The organism is Kamptonema formosum PCC 6407 (assembly GCF_000332155.1).
Lineage (GTDB): Bacteria > Cyanobacteriota > Cyanobacteriia > Cyanobacteriales > Microcoleaceae > Kamptonema > Kamptonema formosum.
Genome location: NZ_KB235903.1, coordinates 156,161 through 175,690, shown reverse-complemented (window position 1 = coordinate 175,690; position 19,530 = coordinate 156,161). Strand labels below are relative to the sequence as shown.

Annotated in this window: 17 protein-coding genes and 1 riboswitch; of the genes, 5 read left to right on the top strand and 12 right to left on the bottom strand. The window is 43.9% G+C overall.

Annotated elements, in window-relative coordinates; all coding sequences use genetic code 11:
* Nucleotides 1-53: 53 nt before the first annotated feature.
* Both OSCIL6407_RS0105820 and pgl read right to left on the bottom strand, forming a co-directional pair.
* Nucleotides 54-842: an FHA domain-containing protein gene (locus OSCIL6407_RS0105820; RefSeq protein WP_007353207.1), complete on the bottom strand. Its 789-nt coding sequence runs from the start codon at nt 840-842 to the stop codon at nt 54-56.
* An 80-nt stretch (nt 843-922) separates the two neighbouring features.
* Nucleotides 923-1,654 (bottom strand): 6-phosphogluconolactonase, encoded by a 732-nt coding sequence (gene pgl / locus OSCIL6407_RS0105815; RefSeq protein ID WP_007353206.1) that lies wholly within the window; start codon nt 1,652-1,654, stop codon nt 923-925.
* Nucleotides 1,655-1,929: 275 nt separating this feature from the next.
* Here pgl and OSCIL6407_RS0105810 point away from each other — a divergent pair, with 275 nt between their 5' ends.
* Together OSCIL6407_RS0105810 and OSCIL6407_RS0105805 are read left to right on the top strand one after the other, a co-directional pair.
* On the top strand, nt 1,930-3,231 hold the full coding sequence (locus OSCIL6407_RS0105810; RefSeq protein ID WP_007353205.1) for a hypothetical protein: 1,302 nt from the start codon (nt 1,930-1,932) through the stop codon (nt 3,229-3,231).
* A gap of 310 nt (nt 3,232-3,541) precedes the next feature.
* Nucleotides 3,542-4,225, top strand: a complete 684-nt coding sequence (locus OSCIL6407_RS0105805) for a PEP-CTERM sorting domain-containing protein (protein WP_007353204.1) — start codon at nt 3,542-3,544, stop codon at nt 4,223-4,225.
* 74 nt (nt 4,226-4,299) lie between these two features.
* Here the strand turns inward: OSCIL6407_RS0105805 and OSCIL6407_RS0105800 are convergent, their stop codons facing one another.
* The 10 genes from OSCIL6407_RS0105800 to OSCIL6407_RS0105750 form a co-directional block, all read right to left on the bottom strand.
* A complete protein-coding gene (locus tag OSCIL6407_RS0105800; RefSeq protein ID WP_019487016.1) occupies nt 4,300-4,527 on the bottom strand; it encodes a hypothetical protein in 228 nt (75 codons plus the stop codon).
* 176 nt (nt 4,528-4,703) lie between these two features.
* Nucleotides 4,704-5,474 carry a DUF3226 domain-containing protein gene (locus OSCIL6407_RS0105795; protein WP_007353202.1) on the bottom strand — a complete coding sequence of 257 codons (771 nt, stop codon included), beginning with the start codon at nt 5,472-5,474 and terminating at the stop codon, nt 4,704-4,706.
* The gene (locus OSCIL6407_RS0105790) at nt 5,471-6,586 is read right to left on the bottom strand and encodes an AAA family ATPase (protein WP_007353201.1); all 1,116 of its coding nucleotides are present in this window, start codon (nt 6,584-6,586) and stop codon (nt 5,471-5,473) included. The genes OSCIL6407_RS0105795 and OSCIL6407_RS0105790 overlap by 4 nt, the downstream gene beginning before the upstream one ends.
* A gap of 4 nt (nt 6,587-6,590) precedes the next feature.
* Entirely contained in the window at nt 6,591-8,378 is a 1,788-nt protein-coding gene (aspS, locus tag OSCIL6407_RS0105785; protein WP_007353200.1) for an aspartate--tRNA ligase, read from the bottom strand.
* A 497-nt stretch (nt 8,379-8,875) separates the two neighbouring features.
* Nucleotides 8,876-11,212, bottom strand: coding sequence for a PhoX family protein (locus OSCIL6407_RS0105780; protein WP_007353199.1), 2,337 nt, complete (start codon nt 11,210-11,212; stop codon nt 8,876-8,878).
* Between the two features lie 237 nt (nt 11,213-11,449).
* Complete coding sequence (locus OSCIL6407_RS0105775) at nt 11,450-11,929, bottom strand: hypothetical protein (protein ID WP_019487015.1); 480 nt, start codon at nt 11,927-11,929, stop codon at nt 11,450-11,452.
* A gap of 176 nt (nt 11,930-12,105) precedes the next feature.
* A complete protein-coding gene (locus OSCIL6407_RS0105770) occupies nt 12,106-12,708 on the bottom strand; it encodes a hypothetical protein (protein ID WP_007353197.1) in 603 nt (200 codons plus the stop codon).
* Nucleotides 12,709-12,924: 216 nt separating this feature from the next.
* Nucleotides 12,925-13,773 carry a zinc metalloprotease HtpX gene (locus OSCIL6407_RS0105765; RefSeq protein WP_007353196.1) on the bottom strand — a complete coding sequence of 283 codons (849 nt, stop codon included), beginning with the start codon at nt 13,771-13,773 and terminating at the stop codon, nt 12,925-12,927.
* Between the two features lie 297 nt (nt 13,774-14,070).
* Nucleotides 14,071-15,390, bottom strand: a complete 1,320-nt coding sequence (locus OSCIL6407_RS0105755) for a voltage-gated chloride channel family protein (protein WP_007353194.1) — start codon at nt 15,388-15,390, stop codon at nt 14,071-14,073.
* Between the two features lie 103 nt (nt 15,391-15,493).
* Nucleotides 15,494-17,116 (bottom strand): cation:proton antiporter, encoded by a 1,623-nt coding sequence (locus OSCIL6407_RS0105750; RefSeq protein ID WP_007353193.1) that lies wholly within the window; start codon nt 17,114-17,116, stop codon nt 15,494-15,496.
* A gap of 97 nt (nt 17,117-17,213) precedes the next feature.
* Nucleotides 17,214-17,309, bottom strand: a riboswitch (Fluoride riboswitch).
* 184 nt (nt 17,310-17,493) lie between these two features.
* Between OSCIL6407_RS0105750 and OSCIL6407_RS0105740 the strand changes: the two genes are divergently transcribed.
* The 3 genes from OSCIL6407_RS0105740 to OSCIL6407_RS0105730 all read left to right on the top strand — a co-directional run bounded on the left by OSCIL6407_RS0105740 (nt 17,494) and on the right by OSCIL6407_RS0105730 (nt 19,489).
* On the top strand, nt 17,494-18,273 hold the full coding sequence (locus OSCIL6407_RS0105740) for a DNA methyltransferase (protein ID WP_019487013.1): 780 nt from the start codon (nt 17,494-17,496) through the stop codon (nt 18,271-18,273).
* The gene (locus tag OSCIL6407_RS30345) at nt 18,248-18,451 is read left to right on the top strand and encodes a hypothetical protein (protein WP_039961557.1); all 204 of its coding nucleotides are present in this window, start codon (nt 18,248-18,250) and stop codon (nt 18,449-18,451) included. Before OSCIL6407_RS0105740 ends, OSCIL6407_RS30345 begins: the two co-directional genes overlap by 26 nt.
* A 180-nt stretch (nt 18,452-18,631) precedes the next feature.
* Nucleotides 18,632-19,489 carry an amino acid ABC transporter substrate-binding protein gene (locus tag OSCIL6407_RS0105730; protein WP_007353189.1) on the top strand — a complete coding sequence of 286 codons (858 nt, stop codon included), beginning with the start codon at nt 18,632-18,634 and terminating at the stop codon, nt 19,487-19,489.
* Nucleotides 19,490-19,530 lie beyond the last annotated feature (41 nt).

Genomic DNA, 19,530 nt, shown 5'->3' with positions numbered 1-19,530 from the left:
CCCCAAGTAGCAATTTGAGATTTGAGATTTGAACTCTCAAATCCAAAATTGCTCTAAGAGAGTTGAAATAAAAATGAAACCATGTCTCCTTTGCCTAGAGAGATGCGATCGCCAGGCCGCAACCGATGGCGATTTCCCTTAGACAGGGGAGTATTGTTAATGTAAGTGCCGTTGGAACTGCCGACATCTTCGATGTAATAAGCATCTCCTTCCACTCGGATATCCGCGTGGGTGCGAGAAACCACTTCAGAATTAGGAAATCCTGAAACATCAACGTCTGGCGGCACAAGGTCATTTGGTTTGCCGATGTGAATTACCGATAAGTTTGCCGGTAATTCAACCGCAGTATTACTTTGGATGTGTACCAGCCGCGCCGCTTGCTGTTGCAGTTGAGTTCTCGCGGCTCCTCCTACAGGCATTGCCGCAGGGGGAGAGCTTTGAGCTGAAACTTGAGCACCTGGCTGTGCAACTGGAACCTCAATCGGTGCAGGGGCAGCAGTTACAGCACTGTTAGCACTGGATTTTTCCAGATTGGGCGATGCTACCGCCATTGTTACTGAAGGTTCAGGTTCAATCAACGGATCTGGTGACACTAAATTAGGCACAGCCGGAGATACAACTGTTGGCGGAATAGTTGAGGCACCTGCAACTGCTGTCTCAGCCTCGTGGGTTGAAGAACTTGGATGCAGGTTAAAGCCGCACTGTCCGCAGAAAGTAGCATCAGCCTGAACAGCCGCGCCGCAGTTGGGACAACTGGCAGTCGCGGGTAAAGGCGTGTAGCAAGCCTCGCACTGGTTGGCTCCATCAGGGTTTTGGTGATTGCAATTAGGACAGACAATCATTGATTTCTCCTTTACCGGCTGTGTCTTAGAGAACCGCCGCTGTCAGAACAGACAAGTAGACGGTCATATCTTAACAATTGTCATGCCTTTTGCGACTGTAGGTCTTCACCCGCCGTTGCATCTAATAGCCACCAAAGTTCGCCTTCTGGTTGGATAAGTCGGGCGGGGTAGGTAATGTCGTCACCTGAAGGGGCAAAAATTTGCGCGAGAGCTGGTTTTTTACTAGCCCCGGCGATGATGAAGATGACGCTGCGGGCGTGATTAATTAAGGGTACTGTAAATGTGATCCGGGGTTGACCGTCTTTGTTACCTACTGTAATCAGGCGATCGCGCACTTGCAAGGCCTCTGTTCCCGGAAACAGCGATGCTGTGTGAGCATCATCCCCAATTCCTAGCAAAATGATATCGAAAGTTGGAAACTCAAGAGCCGATACTTTAAAGAATTCCTGTAGCTGAGTTTCGTGAGTAAGGGCATCTTTTACAGGATCGCCAGCAGTGGTGGGCATCGGGTGAATGTTTGCTGCGGGAATTTTCACTTTGTCCAGCCAAGCCTGACGAGCCATCCGCTGATTGCTATCTGGGTGTTCTGGCGGTACGTAGCGTTCGTCACCCCAAAATACGTGAATTCGATCCCAAGGTAAGTCACAAGCTGCGATCGCTTCGTAGACGGGCTTAGGCGTACTCCCTCCAGCTAGAGCAATTGTACAGATGCCGCGTTCTGCTATGGCTGCTTGCATTTGAGAGCGGATAACTTCGAGCGATCGCTGTGTGAGCGCCTCTCGATCCGCTACAACTTCTACTATTTTTTTCATAGTGAAAATCTCACATCCCCTGTTTGTTCTTTTCAGCAAGCAATCGGCTTGCTGTTTACACTTTCCCGAATCGCTGCTGACACCCCATACATTAGCGATCGCTGTACTTATGATATATTAGGATAGAGTCAAATATTTTTCTAAATCCCAACTCAGAATCAAAAAAAACTCAACCATTACCCAATTAAACAATCTTAGCAACTTAGTGACAACTCTGACCAGATCGTAATTACCTATTTTCAATCTTTAATTTTTAATTTTTAATTCCTAAAACTATGTCTGCTTTTAAACTACTCCCTACATCTATCCGCCATCTCGCAGCCCAGTTTCGACCCTTGACTCAGCCTACAGTGTGGATACCAACGGTAATTTTTGCTGTAGGTGGATTATTTCTCTGGGAAGTGTCAGTACATCCAGAATGGTTGAACCTTGACGAGGAAGAAATTACTTCCTCAACTACTACAGAGCGAAATATCGGGCTATCTCTCGAAGACAGGATGATTGCCGCCGATATCGACACAGTGCCAGTCTTGGTAAACCAGTTAAACCGCTCCAGTGCAAGTTCTGTTTTACTCAATAGTCCCGTGCTGATCGCGAAGGGTTTGTTTGATGAAGTTCGCGATCGCCGCTTGGAAACTGCAAAACCAGATATCGCTCCCAACTCCTCCTTTACCGACAGATATTTCGCCCTTCCCGACTCCGAAATTACAACTGTCCCCATATCCGGTAATAAGAATCTGTTTAATTCCAATTCTGCTGCTAATTTGACTAATTCTGCTGTAGGCGGGGAGTTGGCGAAAGAATCTGCATCTCCAGCCACAGGCACTTCCGTATCTGCTACCAATTCCCCCAATTCTGGAAAGCCCAGCCCAAATTCGTTATCTGTAAGTCCTCTACAAGCAGCAATGGAAAAATACAGATCGGCTAACTCTCCCCCTCAAAAAACAGCCCAGACTTCTGATGTTACCAACTCTGGTAATTCTCCTTTGAAACCAACTGCAAATCCGGTTTTAACAGCTAATCAACCTCCATTTTCAAACCCTCCTGCAACTACTCCAGAACTTTTTCCGGGGTTCAATCCAAGTATACCCAGCACGACCCTAACTCCCCAGCCAACAAGTAGCATCCAACTCAATAGCCCTGCTCCAATTAACCCCCTAACTAACCCCTATCAAATTAACCAGTCCCACAATTCCTATCCAAATAATCAGGGTAACAATCCTTACCAGACCAATTTGCATAGCTCAGATCCTATTCCAGAAGTTCAACCTATTACACTACCCACACCTCCATCAACAGTACCAGGGATAGAATCATCACTCCCAAACAATTTCGGGCAATCAGCTTTTCCTAGTGCCATTCAGGGAAGCAAAGTAATTAACTCCAACTCTACCAATTCAGGAAATCTAGGATTTCCATCCGTTTCATCACCTAACCCTAACTTTGGAGCTACCTCTAACCAAGTAAATCAGACATGGCAACCGATTGGGCCTACCAGCGAGCCAGTCTCATTACCCCGTCCCATTCCCGGACGCTATATTGGCGGAGGCGAAATCAATACTTTTGCCAATCCTTAATCAGGCTAAGGGTTCATTTGAGACAAACTTAGGCACTAAGTCCGTAAAATCACTGAGAAGCAGGAACTCGCCCAGGCTTATTCAAGACAAACTTAGACACAGAGTCCGTAGCTTCACGGAGCATGATGATCTAGAAAAACTACGCTCTTACGAGCATCAGCAAAGATTCATTCACTAATTTTTTGTCAATTTCATAAAAGGCTCAATTTCTGTGAAGATTCCGTGAAACCTCCTGAATTCTGTTAATATTCACGATCGGATCGGCCATAATAGAAATTATGAACAGGGCTTACCAGGAAGAGGCAAAATTATGAAAACTATAGATTTGACTAAAGTAACACTAGCAGCCGCCGCAGCCCTAACTGCGATGCTGAGTATAACAACATCAGCCAACGCTGCCACTTTTGGAACTACAGGCATTAGTTTTGACCAGGATACCACTGTTAACTTTACATTCCTTAAGTCTCAGGGAGCAGCCATATCTTCCTTGGGAGTTTATAACGCCAATCAAGTCCTGCTAAAAAGCCTGTTTACAAAAGCAAATACCGCAGATGCAGGATATCAAGGCAATAGTTATGGTACGAATAGCTGGTTAGGAACTGCCACTAACTTAGTTGGTTCTGCTACCGCAAGCTTCACATTTCTTGCTAACCAAGTCTATAGCTTAGGACTCACCAGTACTTTGTGGGGCAGTAGCATACCGACTGTATTCTCTACAAGCAGTCACAATGGCGGTAGCCAGCAAGTGGTGTTTAATTCTACTGGTGGTTCCGAGGGAGTAAATTACGATAGTGCGGGTAGCCAAACCTCAGCAAGTCCCTTTGGTGCTCCTGTGGCAATTTCCTTCGAGGATACCCTGTGGGGTGACGGCGACTACAACGACTTCACAGTTTCGGCCCAAGCAGTACCCGAACCAATTACTATGGTTGGTATGGCACTTGGCGCTGGTGGAATGGCGATCGCTCGTCGTCGTCGCAATCGCAAAATAGCCTAATTCTAGGGGCTAGGGGCTAGGGGTTAGGGGCTAAGGGAAGAAGTTAGAAGAGGGTTTGAGCAATTAATGAGTTCCTAACTGCCTTTGCTGTTACTATTATTGTCAACCTGCAATTTTTGCCATCCACTAACTGAGTGTCGATCTAACTGAAGACAATCTATTTTTTTAAGATCAAGATTGAAAAGCATCACATCTTTAAATCCTGCTCGTAGCAATTCAGGTTCAGGATCTTCTAACTTCAATTCCAACATCACCTCGATATAGCCCGCCACACTTTCGGGGGTTTTTCGAGAAGAAATCAAGTATTCATGGTAGCTTCTACTTGTTGGGAATTTGAGTTTTTTTCAGGTAGTTCTGTATTTCTCGTGGTTGAACTTCCATAATTTTAACATACTTAGCAGACAGGAAAAATTACAGGGCTATCGCCCTTGATCTGTGACGCGATCGCACTCTCAAAATAAATGCGATCGCCCTCTTATTAACTCAATTCCAAAAGTTGCTTCAAAAACTCAATAAAAATTGCCAACGCCGGAACTTGCTGCTGCGTCTCCTCACTCACCCAATTATTATCAGCAATACTTGCCGTATTAGTCTTCCCCGGTTTGAGAACGCTGACAACAGTAGCGAGTAAAGCTTTGTTGCAATCAAAATTTTTCCATTTTAAAGATTTCATCTCTTCTTCAGAAAATTTATCTAGATACGAACGAGCTCTCTCCATGTAAACGGGGTAAGCTGTCTCTCCACAACTGCAAAGCAAAGTATCAAGTACGCCTTGTGAAGCATTATCTGGCAACACATAAATTCCTGTTCTCGGAATATTGATGTCTACCTCACCGGCTTGGTTGGGAAAATTAGGAAAGTATTTTTGTAAGCAATTACTATATTTTGTTACAATTTGAATGGGATTTGACTTGTCACAATCGGCAACTATACCAAATGCACCCAAGTCTGTTTGATATTCAGGATTATTGAATAAAATATCATCTAAAGTAGTCACAAGGTTGCTTCCCTCACCTGCATAAATTGCTACTGAGATAGTATCATTAAACAAAATAGAAGGCATATCAAGACGTTTGTACAAATTTCCTTGTTTGGGATAAATAGGAATAAATTTGCGCCAGAAAGGATCTAAACTTGACTTTAATCCTTTCAAATCTTCCCGAAAATCTTTAAAACCTAAAAGCTTGAGAACCTTACCTGTAAATGCCTGATCGTGTGGCCCTTCTACTCCAATAATGACATACTTCACACGCGAACCTCCTGACCCAAATCCTCCCGCAATCTTTGCAGTCTCTCCCGTTCAATTCTAACTGCTTTAGTTTGTAACTCTTCCTTCTCTAAACGATAAAGAACTAAGTCCGTCTCCAAATTGCTAGCATCCAAGATTGCATCAATTGTTTCTAAACTGTGGGTAGTTGCAAATAACTGCACGTTCATCTGTTTGCACCATTGTACAATCCACGAAAAGGAACTGCGAAGTGCTTCAGTATGAATTGCTGTTTCTATTTCATCAATCAGTAAAACTCCATCTCTGACTTTTATCAGTGTTAAAGCGATGAACAGCAAACGCCGCACCCCGTCACCAAAAATACTTAGAGGTGAAATACCTATTCGTTTATGGTCGATATATAGACTAGGACGTTTACCAGTTGGGGATAAAATTACTAAATCAGTAATTTCTGAATCCATTAATTGAAGTAATTTTATTACTTCCGGTTTAATTCCCAGAAAAACAGCTTCTGATAGCAAGCTAATTTGTAACTGTTCTATGCGGTGAGAGAATGGTGTTACTGTATCAATTGGTAGTACGGCTGTTGAGCGATTCTTCCTATTAATAAAACGCTGATTTTCCCAGATTTCAAAAGTTACGGATAATTCTTCACCTGGATCAAAACTTGTTGTAACATTTAGTTCTAACTCAGCACCCCGGAGAATATTGTCACTTTCTATTCCGTCACTTTCTATTTCAGATTCAGTGTTATTTTCCTTGTCATTTAACTCGTAAAATCCTTCAAATTCTTGGTAAATTGCCCTAGATTCTCTGACAGGAAAATCGCCATTCCCAGAAACATACGTTTCCCCCTCGTACAAATCAGCTTGATCTACTTCTCTATTTTGAGGAAACAACCACTTCAAAGCATCCAACTGAGGTTTGCGAGAATATTTAATCTCACGCCGCCATGATGTATTCAGCCATTCCAGAGGATCTAAGGGACGGCAATAAGTTGATATTGCTTCCAAAACACTGGTTTTACCTGAGTTGTTCGCGCCAACCAATAAGTTAATCTGTCCCAAGTCCTGCAAGGTCAAATCTCGCAGGCCTCGGAACCGATGGATAGTCAAATTATCGAGATGTTTCATAACACTAAACCTTCGGCTTAGCAGTTGATTGAACGTGCAACTCTTTCAACTGTTTATCATCCACCCCAGACGGCGCATTCGTTAACAAACACCCCGCCTGCTGCGTCTTCGGAAAGGCAATTACATCGCGGATCGACTCCTCACCAGCTAATAGCATCACCAATCGATCCAAACCGTAAGCAATTCCCCCGTGAGGCGGCGTACCGTACTCAAAGGCATCTAACAAAAAGCCAAACTTATTGTAAGCTTCCTCTGTCGATAATCCAATCGCCTCAAACACTTTTTCCTGAATTTCCCGCTGATAAATTCTACGAGAACCGCCGCCGACTTCAGTGCCATTTAAGACTAAATCGTAAGCTTGGGCTCGCGCCGTCTTCAGATCGTTAATATCATCAGGATGCGGTGCAGTAAACGGGTGATGTAATGCCTCTAAACGCTTCTCATCAGCATTCCATTCAAACATTGGAAAATCTGTCACCCACAACAGATTCATTTTATCCTTATCAATCAATCCTAGCTCTTGACCAACGGCTAAACGCAACCGATCTAAAGTCTTATTGACAGTTGGCGCATCACCAGCACCAAATAATAGTAAATGACCAGGTTCTGCACCCGTGCGAGTGAGTAATTCTTGCTTTTGTTCCTCTTTCAGGTTATCTTTAATTGCGCCAATCGTATCGATTTCGCCGTTATCCCGGACGCGAATATAAGCTAAACCCTTTGCGCCTGCTTCGTTGGCTTCTTTGAATAAGTCACCGCCTGGTTTAATTCGTACATTTGAGATGGCATCATTCCCGCCGGGAATTGGCAATACTTTCACAATCCCGCCAGAGGCTACAGCACCCGAAAATACCTTAAACCCGGAATCTTTCATTAAGTCGGAAACATCGACTAATTCTAATCCAAAGCGAGTATCTGGTTTATCGCTGCCGTAGCGTCCCATCGCTTCAGCATAGGTTAAACGGGGGAAAGGAAGGTGTAAATCAATCCCTTTAACAGTTTTGAATATGTGACAGGTTAAACCTTCATTTAATTCGAGGATTTCTTCCAGAGACATGAAGCTCATTTCCATGTCTAATTGAGTAAATTCTGGCTGTCTGTCGGCCCGCAAATCTTCATCGCGAAAACATCTGGCAATCTGATAATATCTGTCAAAACCAGAAACCATCAATAATTGTTTAAACAACTGCGGCGACTGTGGCAAAGCGTACCATTCCCCCGGATTGACGCGGCTGGGAACTAGATAATCTCTCGCACCTTCGGGAGTAGAACGAGTTAAAATTGGCGTTTCTACTTCGATGAAATTTTCCGCATCTTCGAGGTGACGGCGGATTGCTTTAACTACTTGGTGGCGGAGTTGCAAATTACGACTCATGCGATCGCGCCGCAAATCCAAATATCGATACTTCAACCGCAAGTCTTCGCGCACGCTTTCAGTTTCCGCCGTCGAAACCTGAAACGGTAACTGTTTGCGAACAGCATTCAATAACTCAATCTCGTGTGCATAAACTTCCACCTCTCCCGTCGCTAACTTAGGATTGAGGGAATCTTCAGGCCGTCGCGTCACTTTCCCCGTAATTCTAACCACATATTCGCTGCGTAAATGGTCAGCCGCTTCGTAGGAAGTTGGCGTGCGTTGGGGATCGCTGACAATTTGCACAAGTCCGGTGCGATCGCGCAAATCCAGAAAAATAACGCCACCGTGATCGCGCCGACGGTCTACCCATCCGCACAGGGTAACAGTCTCTCCAATACGATCGCTTAGGAGTTGGCCGCAATAGTGGGTTCGCATGATAGTTGATTCAGGTCTCTAGGCTTGATTACAGGTGACATACCAGTATAGAAGACAGCATAGCCTTTTGGATCGGCTTATTTACAGCCGCCCTGGGTACTAGCTTTTTTATAGGCATCTACAAATTAGCAATAGGGGCGCAGCATTGCCCATTGGTGTCAACTGCCATCCGAAAGCCCGTCAGGGGTTAAAACCCCTGCCTAATAGCTAAAGTCCTCTGAAGAGGACTGAAGAAAATTGTTAAATTTACAGCACTTTCCAGGTCAGTGAGGTACAGAGAAACCGGGTTTCTTGAATAAAACCGATTTCTGGCGATAAATAAGCGAAGAAACCCGGTTTCTGGGGTGTACTTCATAAACCTGGAATCCGCTGTATTAGTCCTCTTCAGAGGACTTGCTCTTTGAGACAGGGGTTTTAACCCTGTCGGATTAAGGGTTTGACGTTAAGTTGACACCTATGAGCATTGCCGCCCCCTATTCAACTAAACTGTCAACCTTCTAGATAAACCTGCTATTAGAATCAACACGACGAATACCAACCACAGAAGGCCGAGGTACAAGGCGAGCATCTTTCTCAATATTGCTCGGCCAACTGCTACCACGCAACACTACCCGCGTCTGAGTAAACAAACTCCCATTCAAATCCAGCATCTCGATCGATCGCTGCAACACAGTTCCGTCATCAATTGGGCAATCTTCTCCCGGATGCTGCACTGCAAGGATCAGCGTATTCCCAACTAAAGTTGGCCCAGTCATCTCGCAGCGGTTTGGCCCGTAAGCAAAGGGAATCACCTCTCCGGCATTCGCGCCTGTAGTGGGAATCATAAACAGCCAGTTGTTGCCGAAAATTCCCGTAAACTCAGCTATATTCCCCGACTTGCTGTGATCGATGGAGTTTGGCTTGCCAGCGGCACCGACATCAAAACCGTTGTGAGTACCAGTAGACATATCCGTGACCCCCCAAACGTTTCCTTGGCGATCGAAAAGGATGTTGTCTACACTGGCGAAACCAGCGCCATCTTTCGCCCCCGCTTCTCCACCTTGGGCAAACCGTTGCCAGCGGAAAGTTGTACCAGTACCATCAGCGCTGTTTTCAATAATCTTGTAAAGCCCTCCCGACTGCTGGACGCTGTTGACATTGCGGTTGTACTTGGCGACAACAAAAATGCGGGAGTCAGGATAGCCGTCACTTCCGGGTGCGCCGTCAGTATAGGCAATGAAAACTTCCTTAGTCAGCGGGTTAATTTCTAAATCCTCTGGCCGCGCTGTGGGAGTTCCACCAATGAGATTGGCTGCTAAAAAGGCATCGACTAAAACTGCACCTTGACTGGTGTAGAAATCTGCGAGGGTCTTATTGCGATAATCTGACAGCACTTTGGCTTCATTGGTAGTATCCACCACGAAGGAACCGCCGTCGTCAGTTTGACCGGCAATTCCTTTGCGCTTTGGTAAGCGGAAGGGAGCATTTCTTTGAGCTTGACCGAGACTTGCGATCTCAGCTTCAGCGAGAATTGAGGGTGCGATCGGATTGGTACGAGCATTTAAGGTTAAGGGAATCCATTCGCCTGTAAAGTCGCGGTTGTAACGAGCTACATACAGCGTCCCGTTTTCAAACAAGCCGCTGTTACTTTTGTCGTTGATATCTCCAATTGTCCCATTGCTGACAAATTTCCAGGTGTGGCCACCTCGGCGATCGTCTCCCATGTAAGCGACTAGCCGCCCCCCTGCTTCTGCGCGAATGGCAATGTTTTCGTGGCGGAAGCGCCCTAACCAGGTGTGTTTGCGGGGGCGGAAGTTGGGTTCAGCGGGATCGACTTCGACCATCCAGCCGTACTTTTCGCCGGTTAAGCCGAACTCTGAACCTGTCGTGCCGTTAATGTAGCTTGTCTGGCTGCCATTCGGTTTGATGTTTTCCTGAACTCCGACGAAAAATAGTTCGCTACCTTGAAAGTTTTCTTCGCCAGAGAGAATGGTTCCCCAAGGAGTGGTGCCGCCTGAGCAATTGTAAGCGGTGCCGATGATGCGGTTGCCGAGGCCGTCTGAGTTGACTTGCTCGAAAACTTGGGTAGCGGCGGGGCCAGTGCCGTATAAGAAGTTATTGTCGCCTTGTCTGTTGCCCCAAGATGTGACGTTTTTATATTGGTCAGAACGCTGGCTGTTGATGGCTAAGCCAGAAAGACCGTGAATGCGGCGGTTTTTGGAGTCACTGGGGACTACTTGGAAGCGATCGCTGGTTTTGACAATTCGGAGGATGGAGCCGCCTAAGTTGTACATGAACTCGCCCAGGGTGGCGCGATTTTTCACAGATAAATCTAGACCGAGTACGGTGCGATCTGTGGTTGGGAAGGCTGTGAGGTCTTCCGTTGTCTCGGCTGGCGCTACCTTGGACATGGGGTAGGAGACGTATTCGTGATTGACCCAGAGGTAGCCGTCGCTGTCGCTGCCGCGATTGGGGATGAAGGCGGTGTAATCGCAGTTGTAGCCGAAGTAGTCGGCTCGATCGGGGAAGACGCGATCGCCCCAACGCACTATTACATAACGTTCGTACTCTGGCGGTACGATCACGTCATCCATAACGGTGTAATTTACCAGCTTGGTATCTGCTGAGGCAGGTGCGATCGTGCCCTTCTCGATTCCTGTTGGTATGAAGCTCGACCGTTTTTGGTAAATGGGGAGCGGGTGGGGTAGGCGTACTGGAGTAAAGGTCAGGGGAACTTGAGCCTGAGCTACGGCGGAGTCGCCCAATAATTTTTGACTTAGTTGGGGCGCTAGTACGCTTGCGGCAGCACTGCTTCCAAAGAAAATTAGTAATTGCCTGCGAGTAATTTGTGACATGAAACTGTTTTAGCCCTGACTCACGTTTTTAATATTTATTTCTCCCATAGAACATACCCCTGTCAAGTTAAAGTTCGTTAATGCAATTGTTAATAAATATCGATCGAATAGTATAGCTTTATTGGCTGTTTCTTAATCTAAGAATAATCTATCTAAAGTAGCTTTCGCGATCTAAAGTGTTAAATTTATGCTATGTTTCCCCTTATTTTTGAAAAATACTTTCTGCTTTTGCCACAATCAGTCATCTCTAAAGCCAGGGTCATTTTCTATCAAGCGCCGTCGTTCGGAGAAGGGTAAGCTGGTTTGGGAAGCTGGAAAACTTGCTTGAGGTAAATTAGTATTTCTTAAACCTAATAGGATTTTAGCATCGCCGAAATATCTAGTCCACTGGTCAATGCGAGTATCTCTCTGCCACTGCGATCGCGAAACCCTTGACCGCAGAATTGGGACTACTTGCTTCTGCCGATCTATTAAAATGACGATCGAAATTTCGGTAAGATTCGGATCGGCTTTAAATTCCCGATCTATTGAAGTTTTAGCATATTCTTCTGCTTGCTGAATTAAGCTGCCAAAGGACTCGCTACCATTAGAATTGATAGTAAAGTCGAGTTCTTTAATTTCACCTAAAGCCGTTGATGCGATCGCTGCTAAACTTAATATTCCGCAAATTATTCCTCGTAGTAAATAACGCCACGCACCCATTAGTTTCACTCTCATTTCTGTATAGGCGCTTCTAAGCTTAACAGCTTATTATTAAATTCATTTTAAACTTTGTTTAACGATTAATTGTGTTATGATTAACAATTAGCCATTAAAAAACTGGATTACTCTTAGGTAAAACCTGTAAGTAAACCAGCTTTTGCGGTCAATCTAAAAGGAGGTGGCGATTGCCTTTAATGACGATTAGACTTATCAAAAAAAGCTGTTAGCGCATTCCAAGCCGACCTAGCAGCATCAGTGAGTTTCACACCAATTGACTCAATTTCGCTGACAATAACGTGCCAGTTTTTATCAGCTTCTCTTTGGATTTGTTCGACAGCTTGCTCAATGCGATCGCGTTCAATCAACTTATTTTCTTCTACCGCTGTTCGTGCTTCCCGAACCGCTTTTAGATAAGTATCGCGGCTGACTTCACCAGCAGACTGTACCTCTGCCTGTGCTCGCGTTTTAATCGCATCTACTACCAGCCAATTTTTCTCAGCTTCCTGTTGCACTAACCGCACGGCTTCTTCCATCCGTTCTTTAACAGTAATCTGATTTTCTTCAACACTTTGCTGGGCTTTTGTCACCGCTTTTTCATAAGCCTCGCGAGTCAAATCGGTAGCTGCTTGCATTTCTGTTTGCACTCGCTTCTTAACCGCTTCAAATAGCGCAGCAGTTTCCTTAATCACATCTTCGCTAGCGTTAGGCATCTCTGCTTTTACCAAGTCTGTAGTTTCTTCACTGACCGGCCCAACAATTGAAGACTCTTGGGGGATATTAGTTTCATCTGTCATAATCGTTTCTCCTAAATTAATGAGAACTGAGGACTCTGAATTTTGACTTTTGTAGACCTTCGTAAGGTGGGCGCTCGCTGCCAAAAAGCTGTAACTTATAGTCGTAGATGGTTATCAGCGAGCGCCCACCCTACATTTAAGTATGCCTGGAAAGTTGCAATTACCAGTTACCAGTTACCAGTTATCAGTTAACAGTTAACAGTTAACAGTTAATATCTACAATTGTTGCTCTAGCTTCAACAAATTCTCAATCCGTGCTTCTGTTGAAGGGTGAGTAGAGAATAGATTTTTCAACCAATCACCAGAGAAAGAATTGATGATCAAAAGCGGTTCAAAAGCGGGATTACCATCCAACGGCATCTGCCTTGCGCTGCTTTCTAAACGTTGTAAAGCACGGGCCAAAGCACGGGGATTTCCAGTTAACTTAGCCGCACCCGCATCAGCAGAAAATTCCCGCGTGCGTGAAATTGCCAACTGAATCACCGATGCTGCTACAGGGGCCAAAATAATACTCAACAACAACCCCAAAGGATTGCGACCATTGTCATCATCTCGCGAACCCCCAAACCACATACTATAACTCGCCATTTGTGCTAACAAAGAAATAGCACCAGCAACCGTAGCCGCAACAGCTTGGGTGAGAGTATCGCGATTATTAATGTGGCTTAATTCGTGCGCGAGTACGGCTTCAAGTTCATCATCAGGCAACATATTCATAATGCCTTCAGTAACAGCAACCGCAGCGTGTTCTGGGTCACGACCAGTGGCGAAAGCATTAGCCGCCGGACTAGGAATAATGTAAACTGCCGGCATAGGCAAACTCGCACGCTGTGACAAATTTTCTACTATGCTATAAAGTCCCGGCGCTTGATTAGGAGTTACTGGTTGAGCTCCGTAAGCTGCTAAAGCAATTCGATCGGAGTAAAACCAAGAACCCAAATTCATCACGGCAGCTAAGGCAATACCGATCAGAGCGCCACCACTGCCTCCAATTACCCAATAGCTAACGGTAACTAAAAGACCGCTTAATAGGCCTAACAATGCAACAGTTTTTACTTGGTTCATTTGCGTGTTCTCCTTCCGGCAGTCGCTTCTCTAGTAATCTATGTAAGTGAGCAATTTGATTGCTTTTTATACTTATTGACATTGTATCGGTACTTTACAGGCTGAGCATGGAGGAGAACGCGAATCCAGAGGTACGGTTTAGCGTACCTGAGAAGGAAGAAGGAAGATTTAAGCTCCTGAAACTTGTTATAAAACTGGCTTGTGGTTTGCTAACTGGAAAGCTGACAATAGCAAAATCACCCCAGAATTAAATATAGATAAGAACTAGACCAGATAGATGATTTACAAAATTTATAATCACTCAGGCTTTTCTTTAATATTCTCTTTTACATCTGCCGCATCTTCCTGCTTATTTTCAGACAAATTTATCCCTTCTTTCATCGACATAAAATAATATTTACTAGAGCCAATTCGCTGCGAACTATAAATACCAGCATGACCTGAAAAAACATAGCTCATTACACAAGCAATAGCAATAAATACCCCCGATTCCAGACCAAAAAGTTCAATTCCCATTAAAGTTGAAGCTATCGGTGTATTCGCTGCACCGCCAAAGACAGCAACAAACCCCATTCCTGCCAATAAAGGTGCTGGCAAAGCCAAAATTAAGGACAAAGCATTGCCTAATGTTGCACCAATAAAAAATAGAGGAGTCACTTCTCCTCCTTTAAATCCGGCCCCTAAAGTCAAAGCTGTTAACGCTATTTTTGCAGCAAAATCCCAGGGCGGTAACTGACTGTAAAACGCATCGACAATGGTAGGAATACCTAAACCGATGTACTTACTCGATCCCATCGCCCAGACACTCAGTACAACAATCGTACCACCGATCGCAGGACGTAAAGGAGGATAGGAAATTTTTGCTTTGAAAAAGTGGCTAATTTTGTGAGTTAATTTAGCGAAAATCATTGCTACAATCCCGAAGATTGCACCAGCGATAATGGCAGAAATAAGCGCCATTGGGGTGATGGTTGGTACAAAGGGAGCATGGCGGTATGCTGTATGATGTAATCCCAAAACTAGGGTAATGCGATCGCCTACAACCGCTGCAACTAAACAAGGAAAAAGAGCATCATGTTGAATAGTTCCTATTGCTAAAACCTCTAAGCCAAAGATAGTTCCAGCTAAGGGAGTTCCGAAAACGGAAGCAAATCCACCACTGAGAGCCGACATTAATAAAATTCGTCGATTAGCGTGTTTAAAGTGGAAGATTTTAGTTAATTGATCCGCAAGTGATGCAGCAATTTGCAGTGCTGTCCCTTCACGACCTGCGGAACCCCCAAATAAATGAGTTATATCTGTACCTAACAGCACCATTGGAGCCATTCGTAACGGAATAATATTTTTGGGGTTATGAATCTCTTCTAATAAAAGATTATTTCCGGCTTCTACCTGCTTTCCATATTGATGATAAATCCAGCCACTTAAGAATCCCGCTAAGGGCAATAGGGCTATTATCCAGAGATGAGATTCTCGCCAATTTGTTGCCCAATCTAAAGATACTAGGAGAGCCGCAGAACCTAAGCCGGAAAGAATGCCAACAATACAAGCAATGATGAACCACTTGCTGAGTTGGGGGATTGCAATAAATTGCTCAAATTGCTCAAACCATTTCATAATCAAACTCCTATTTGTGACTTTGGTAACGCCGCGCTCTGGGCGGTTTAAATACCCTTCCGAGGGCGGTACTACGGATATATTTCCTAAATGTTTTGGCAGGTTAAATTTGGCGCTCTTCTACCAAAATTACGGGAATAGAACTATTTTCTATCACTGCTTGCGATACGGAACCAACTAATACCTTTTCCCAAGGTTGATATCCCCGTTTTCCCATCACAATATCTGTCACTTGATACTGTTCTGCGACGCGCATAATTTCCTCTGGAACTGAGCCAGTAATGGTAATGAATTGATGGCGAATATCTGCCAGTAATTTTTGAGTGCGATCGCGCAGTTGTTCTACAGCCTCTTTTTCTACAATATTAATGATGTGTAATACAATTACTTCACCATCAACACGACGTGCTAGGCTTGCTGCTTTGAGTAAAACCTCTGTAGAAAAGGGAGAAGTATCGACTGCTGCTAATATTATATTACAAGTTACTACTGTTACTTTTGTCGGATCGATTTCTCCCCGTTCTAACAATTTTGGGGCAAACATGGGAATTCCCCAAGCGCCTATCGGTGCTGTTATCAAAATTGAGAGAACAGCAACGGCTAAGATAATTTCTCCTCCTTCAATTCCCATAGATAGAGGAATACCACCAATGGCAGCTTGAACGGTGGCTTTTGCCATATTTCCGGGTAGCAAAAATAGTCTTTCTCGCCAATTCCAATTACTACCCAAGGTCGAGAAATACCAACCTATAGTGCGACCAATGAACAAGCCAATTGCCAATACAAAAAGCCCCGGCAAAAAAGTCTTCCCTAATACCTGAAGTTGAATACTGGCTCCCAATAAGACAAATAAAACAATCTCAGCGACAATCCATAAGCTGTCAAATCCACCGCGTAGTCGTCTAGCTAAAGGTGGGTCGAGTTCAATCAAAAAAAAGCCCATTGCCATTGCTGCCAAATAGCCAGAGTAGGGGAAAGCTTGCTCAAAAATTACTAATAGAAGCGCAATACTGGCGGCAATTAATACATCTTGTACGGCGTTTTGCGTCCAGTTTTGTTGAGTTAGTAGAGATACAGTTAAACGAGCAGCAATGTAACCAATTAAGACCCCAAATCCTACTTCTATTGCTACCTGAAAGGGGAGCAATTGAACTGCGCTTAGGCTAAATCCTCCAGGGAAGATAATATTTTCAACTTTTCCCCGATCGAAGAAACTTAAAAGTAAGCTAAAGACTAACAGTAATAAAACATCAGATAGGGCGCTACCCGTAAGAATGGCATCGGGAATTCCTTTGGTGACACCCCAGCCTAAACTTTTTAGTCGTAGCATTCCAGGGACAATTACAGCGGGTGATTCTGCACCAATTACACAACCTAAAAGTAAGCCTGTGGGAAAGTCGAATTTAAAAATTAGTATCGCAGCGAATGCGATCGCAATTGCCTCAATTGCTGCTGGTAAAACTCCTAACCGCAGCGCCACAGTTCCCTGCTGTGCCAGCTTTTCTCGATCTAATCCTAATCCCGCTTTCATCAGGATGATCGTCACTGCCACAATTCGTAGATTATCCGCCGATTTCAGCACTTCAGGACTCAGGACATCGCTAACTTGTGGCCCTAAAACTATCCCTACCAAAATCATTCCAATCAGAGGCGGAGCACCTAAGCAACGGGCAATTTGACCCGCAAAAAAGCCCATCAATAAAATCCATAGCGCACTAGCTAACATGAGATTCCTTTCTCCAGATTCTGGGTATGGACAAAGGCTTGCTAGGTATGAGAGGTTAGTGAAAAGTTTTCACGCCCCTACTCTCCAGCAGCAAGCCAGAAAAGTAGGAGCCATCAGCCTTTTAGTGTTTTAGTTAACGTTAGGAAAGAATCACTAGCAGGCGGTTTTGGCGAGCTCCATTGCCGTTGGGATTATTATAGCATCTTTGGTGAACCCCATTAGTATTTTTATAAGTATTTTTAGGAAATCAACTGTGATGTCGTTATTGGTGGTATTAACTAATCGTTTGGTATGGCGACCTCTTTACCGTTTGGCACAAGAAAAATATCAATTGCTGGTTTAATTAAGATTTTTAGGTGTATAATCTTAGGAGTTGAGTGCTGGCAAAATCCAACAGTTCTCCTTTCCAAACTAATGATAAGGATGATATTCACATGGAAATCACAGAAGAATTTAAACAGTTAGAGCTGCTACTTGAATTTAATCAATCTGTATCTTCTGAATCAACATTTTCTAATAGTGAACGTTTTGGAACATTTCAAGATAGTATGAGCGCTCCTATTCACCGCTGGTTTAAGTATCCGGCTGGCTTTAGTTATAAATTGGTAGAGGAGCTTATTTCTGACTTTAACCTCAACTCTAAATCCTTAGTAATCGATCCTTTTGCTGGATGTGGAACTACAGCGGTGACTGCTAAGCAAAACGGTATTAACTCTATTGGAATTGAAGCGCATCCTTTTGTATATTGGGTAGCTCAAGCCAAGTGTTTCTGGGAATATGACATGAAAAAACTCCGCCAGAGTATCACCAATTTACTTGCTTACCTCCAGTCCCCACCACCTTTCCCAGGTTCGGATGTTTTGAAAAACTTTCCTGAACTTTTGGGTAAGTGTTACTCTGATGAAAACTTGTGGGTTCTCAAATTTATTCGTGATTCTATAGAGTCATTTGTTTGTACGAAAGAAGAAAAAGATTTCTTGAAAATAGCTCTAACTGATTCATTACGAACAGCATCAAAAGCTGGTACTGGTTGGCCATATATTGCACCTAGCAAATATCACCAAAAGAATGAACAACCAGCTTTAAGAGTATTTGGCGAAACACTCTGGGGAATGTATAAAGATTTAACAATTGTCCAAGCTAACTGTCACTTATAATTTTTCCAATTTGGAGGAAACAGTAACTTTCTTAGCCTCCTACGATCAAGAAAAAGATATGGATACATCAAATTCTCCTGTTCTACTAAGTACCTCAGCACCTTTACCAACAAACTTAGAATTCGCTGAAGCTATTGAGCTTGATGAAGATGAGGAACTTAGTGAACTTGATGAGTAGCAATATCAATTATCAATCTCGCTACTCCTCCTTCTTGACAATTTATATTCTTTCCATTATACTAAAAAGACGGAGACACTTTAACCAAAGTTCGCAAATACAGGGGCAATTACAGCAAGAGTCACTAATAATAAATAGCGACAATTGCTCTACAATAAAATAGTTATTTGGACAGAAAAAATGAGCAAAAAACTAACAATTACAGCAATCAGTCTTATCTTTCCCCTATTTTTCCCGACAATTAGTCTAGCACAGTCAGCATTGCAAGACATTCGGCAAAACGGCGTTCTCAAAGTAGGAATTAGGAAAGATGCCGCTCCTTTTGGCTATACAGAAGGCGACAATTGGAAAGGCCTTTGTGTGGAAGGCATGGAAATATTTAGAGCCAGTCTTGAAAAGCAATTAAATCGCTCCGTTCGATTAGAAAAACTGGAAACAGTTCTCGATGAATCTTCGCCTCAAGGTCGCTATCGCAGCATTACCAGCAAACGCGCTCACCTTGAATGTGGCCCCAATACTATTAACAAAAATTCGCCGACGGGGATTGCTTTTTCTCTACCATTTTTGTACAGTGGCACCTATTTAATGGTAAAACCCGAAAACAGGCTCAGAGTCAACCCTTCTGGCTTCCTCCAAGATCTTACCATTGGCGTGTTGGGAGATTCCCTCACCCAGCAATTTATAGCTGGACGCTATCAATTAGCTAACCAGAAAGTTTATCAAGGACAATCAGGAAGACAAACAGCAGTAAAAGATGCCGTAGAAGGTAAGATAGATGCCTTGGCTAGCGATGGTATACTGTTGGTAGGAGAAGCATTAAGACAGGGTTTAAATCCCAACCAATATGCTCTAATTCCCGAAAAGCCTTTGACTTGTATTGCTTACGGGATGATCGTTCCAGCTAATGATTCTGAATGGAAAGAAATTGTTAACAATTTCATTCGCAATAACTCATCTCAAACTCTTCTAGAACGCTCGTTTGGAGCCAATTCTCCTCTGATAACGATCAGTGTTGCAGATCAAGATAAGTGTATCTGATCGCAGTTAACTGTTAACGGTTAAGTGTTAACATTTAACCA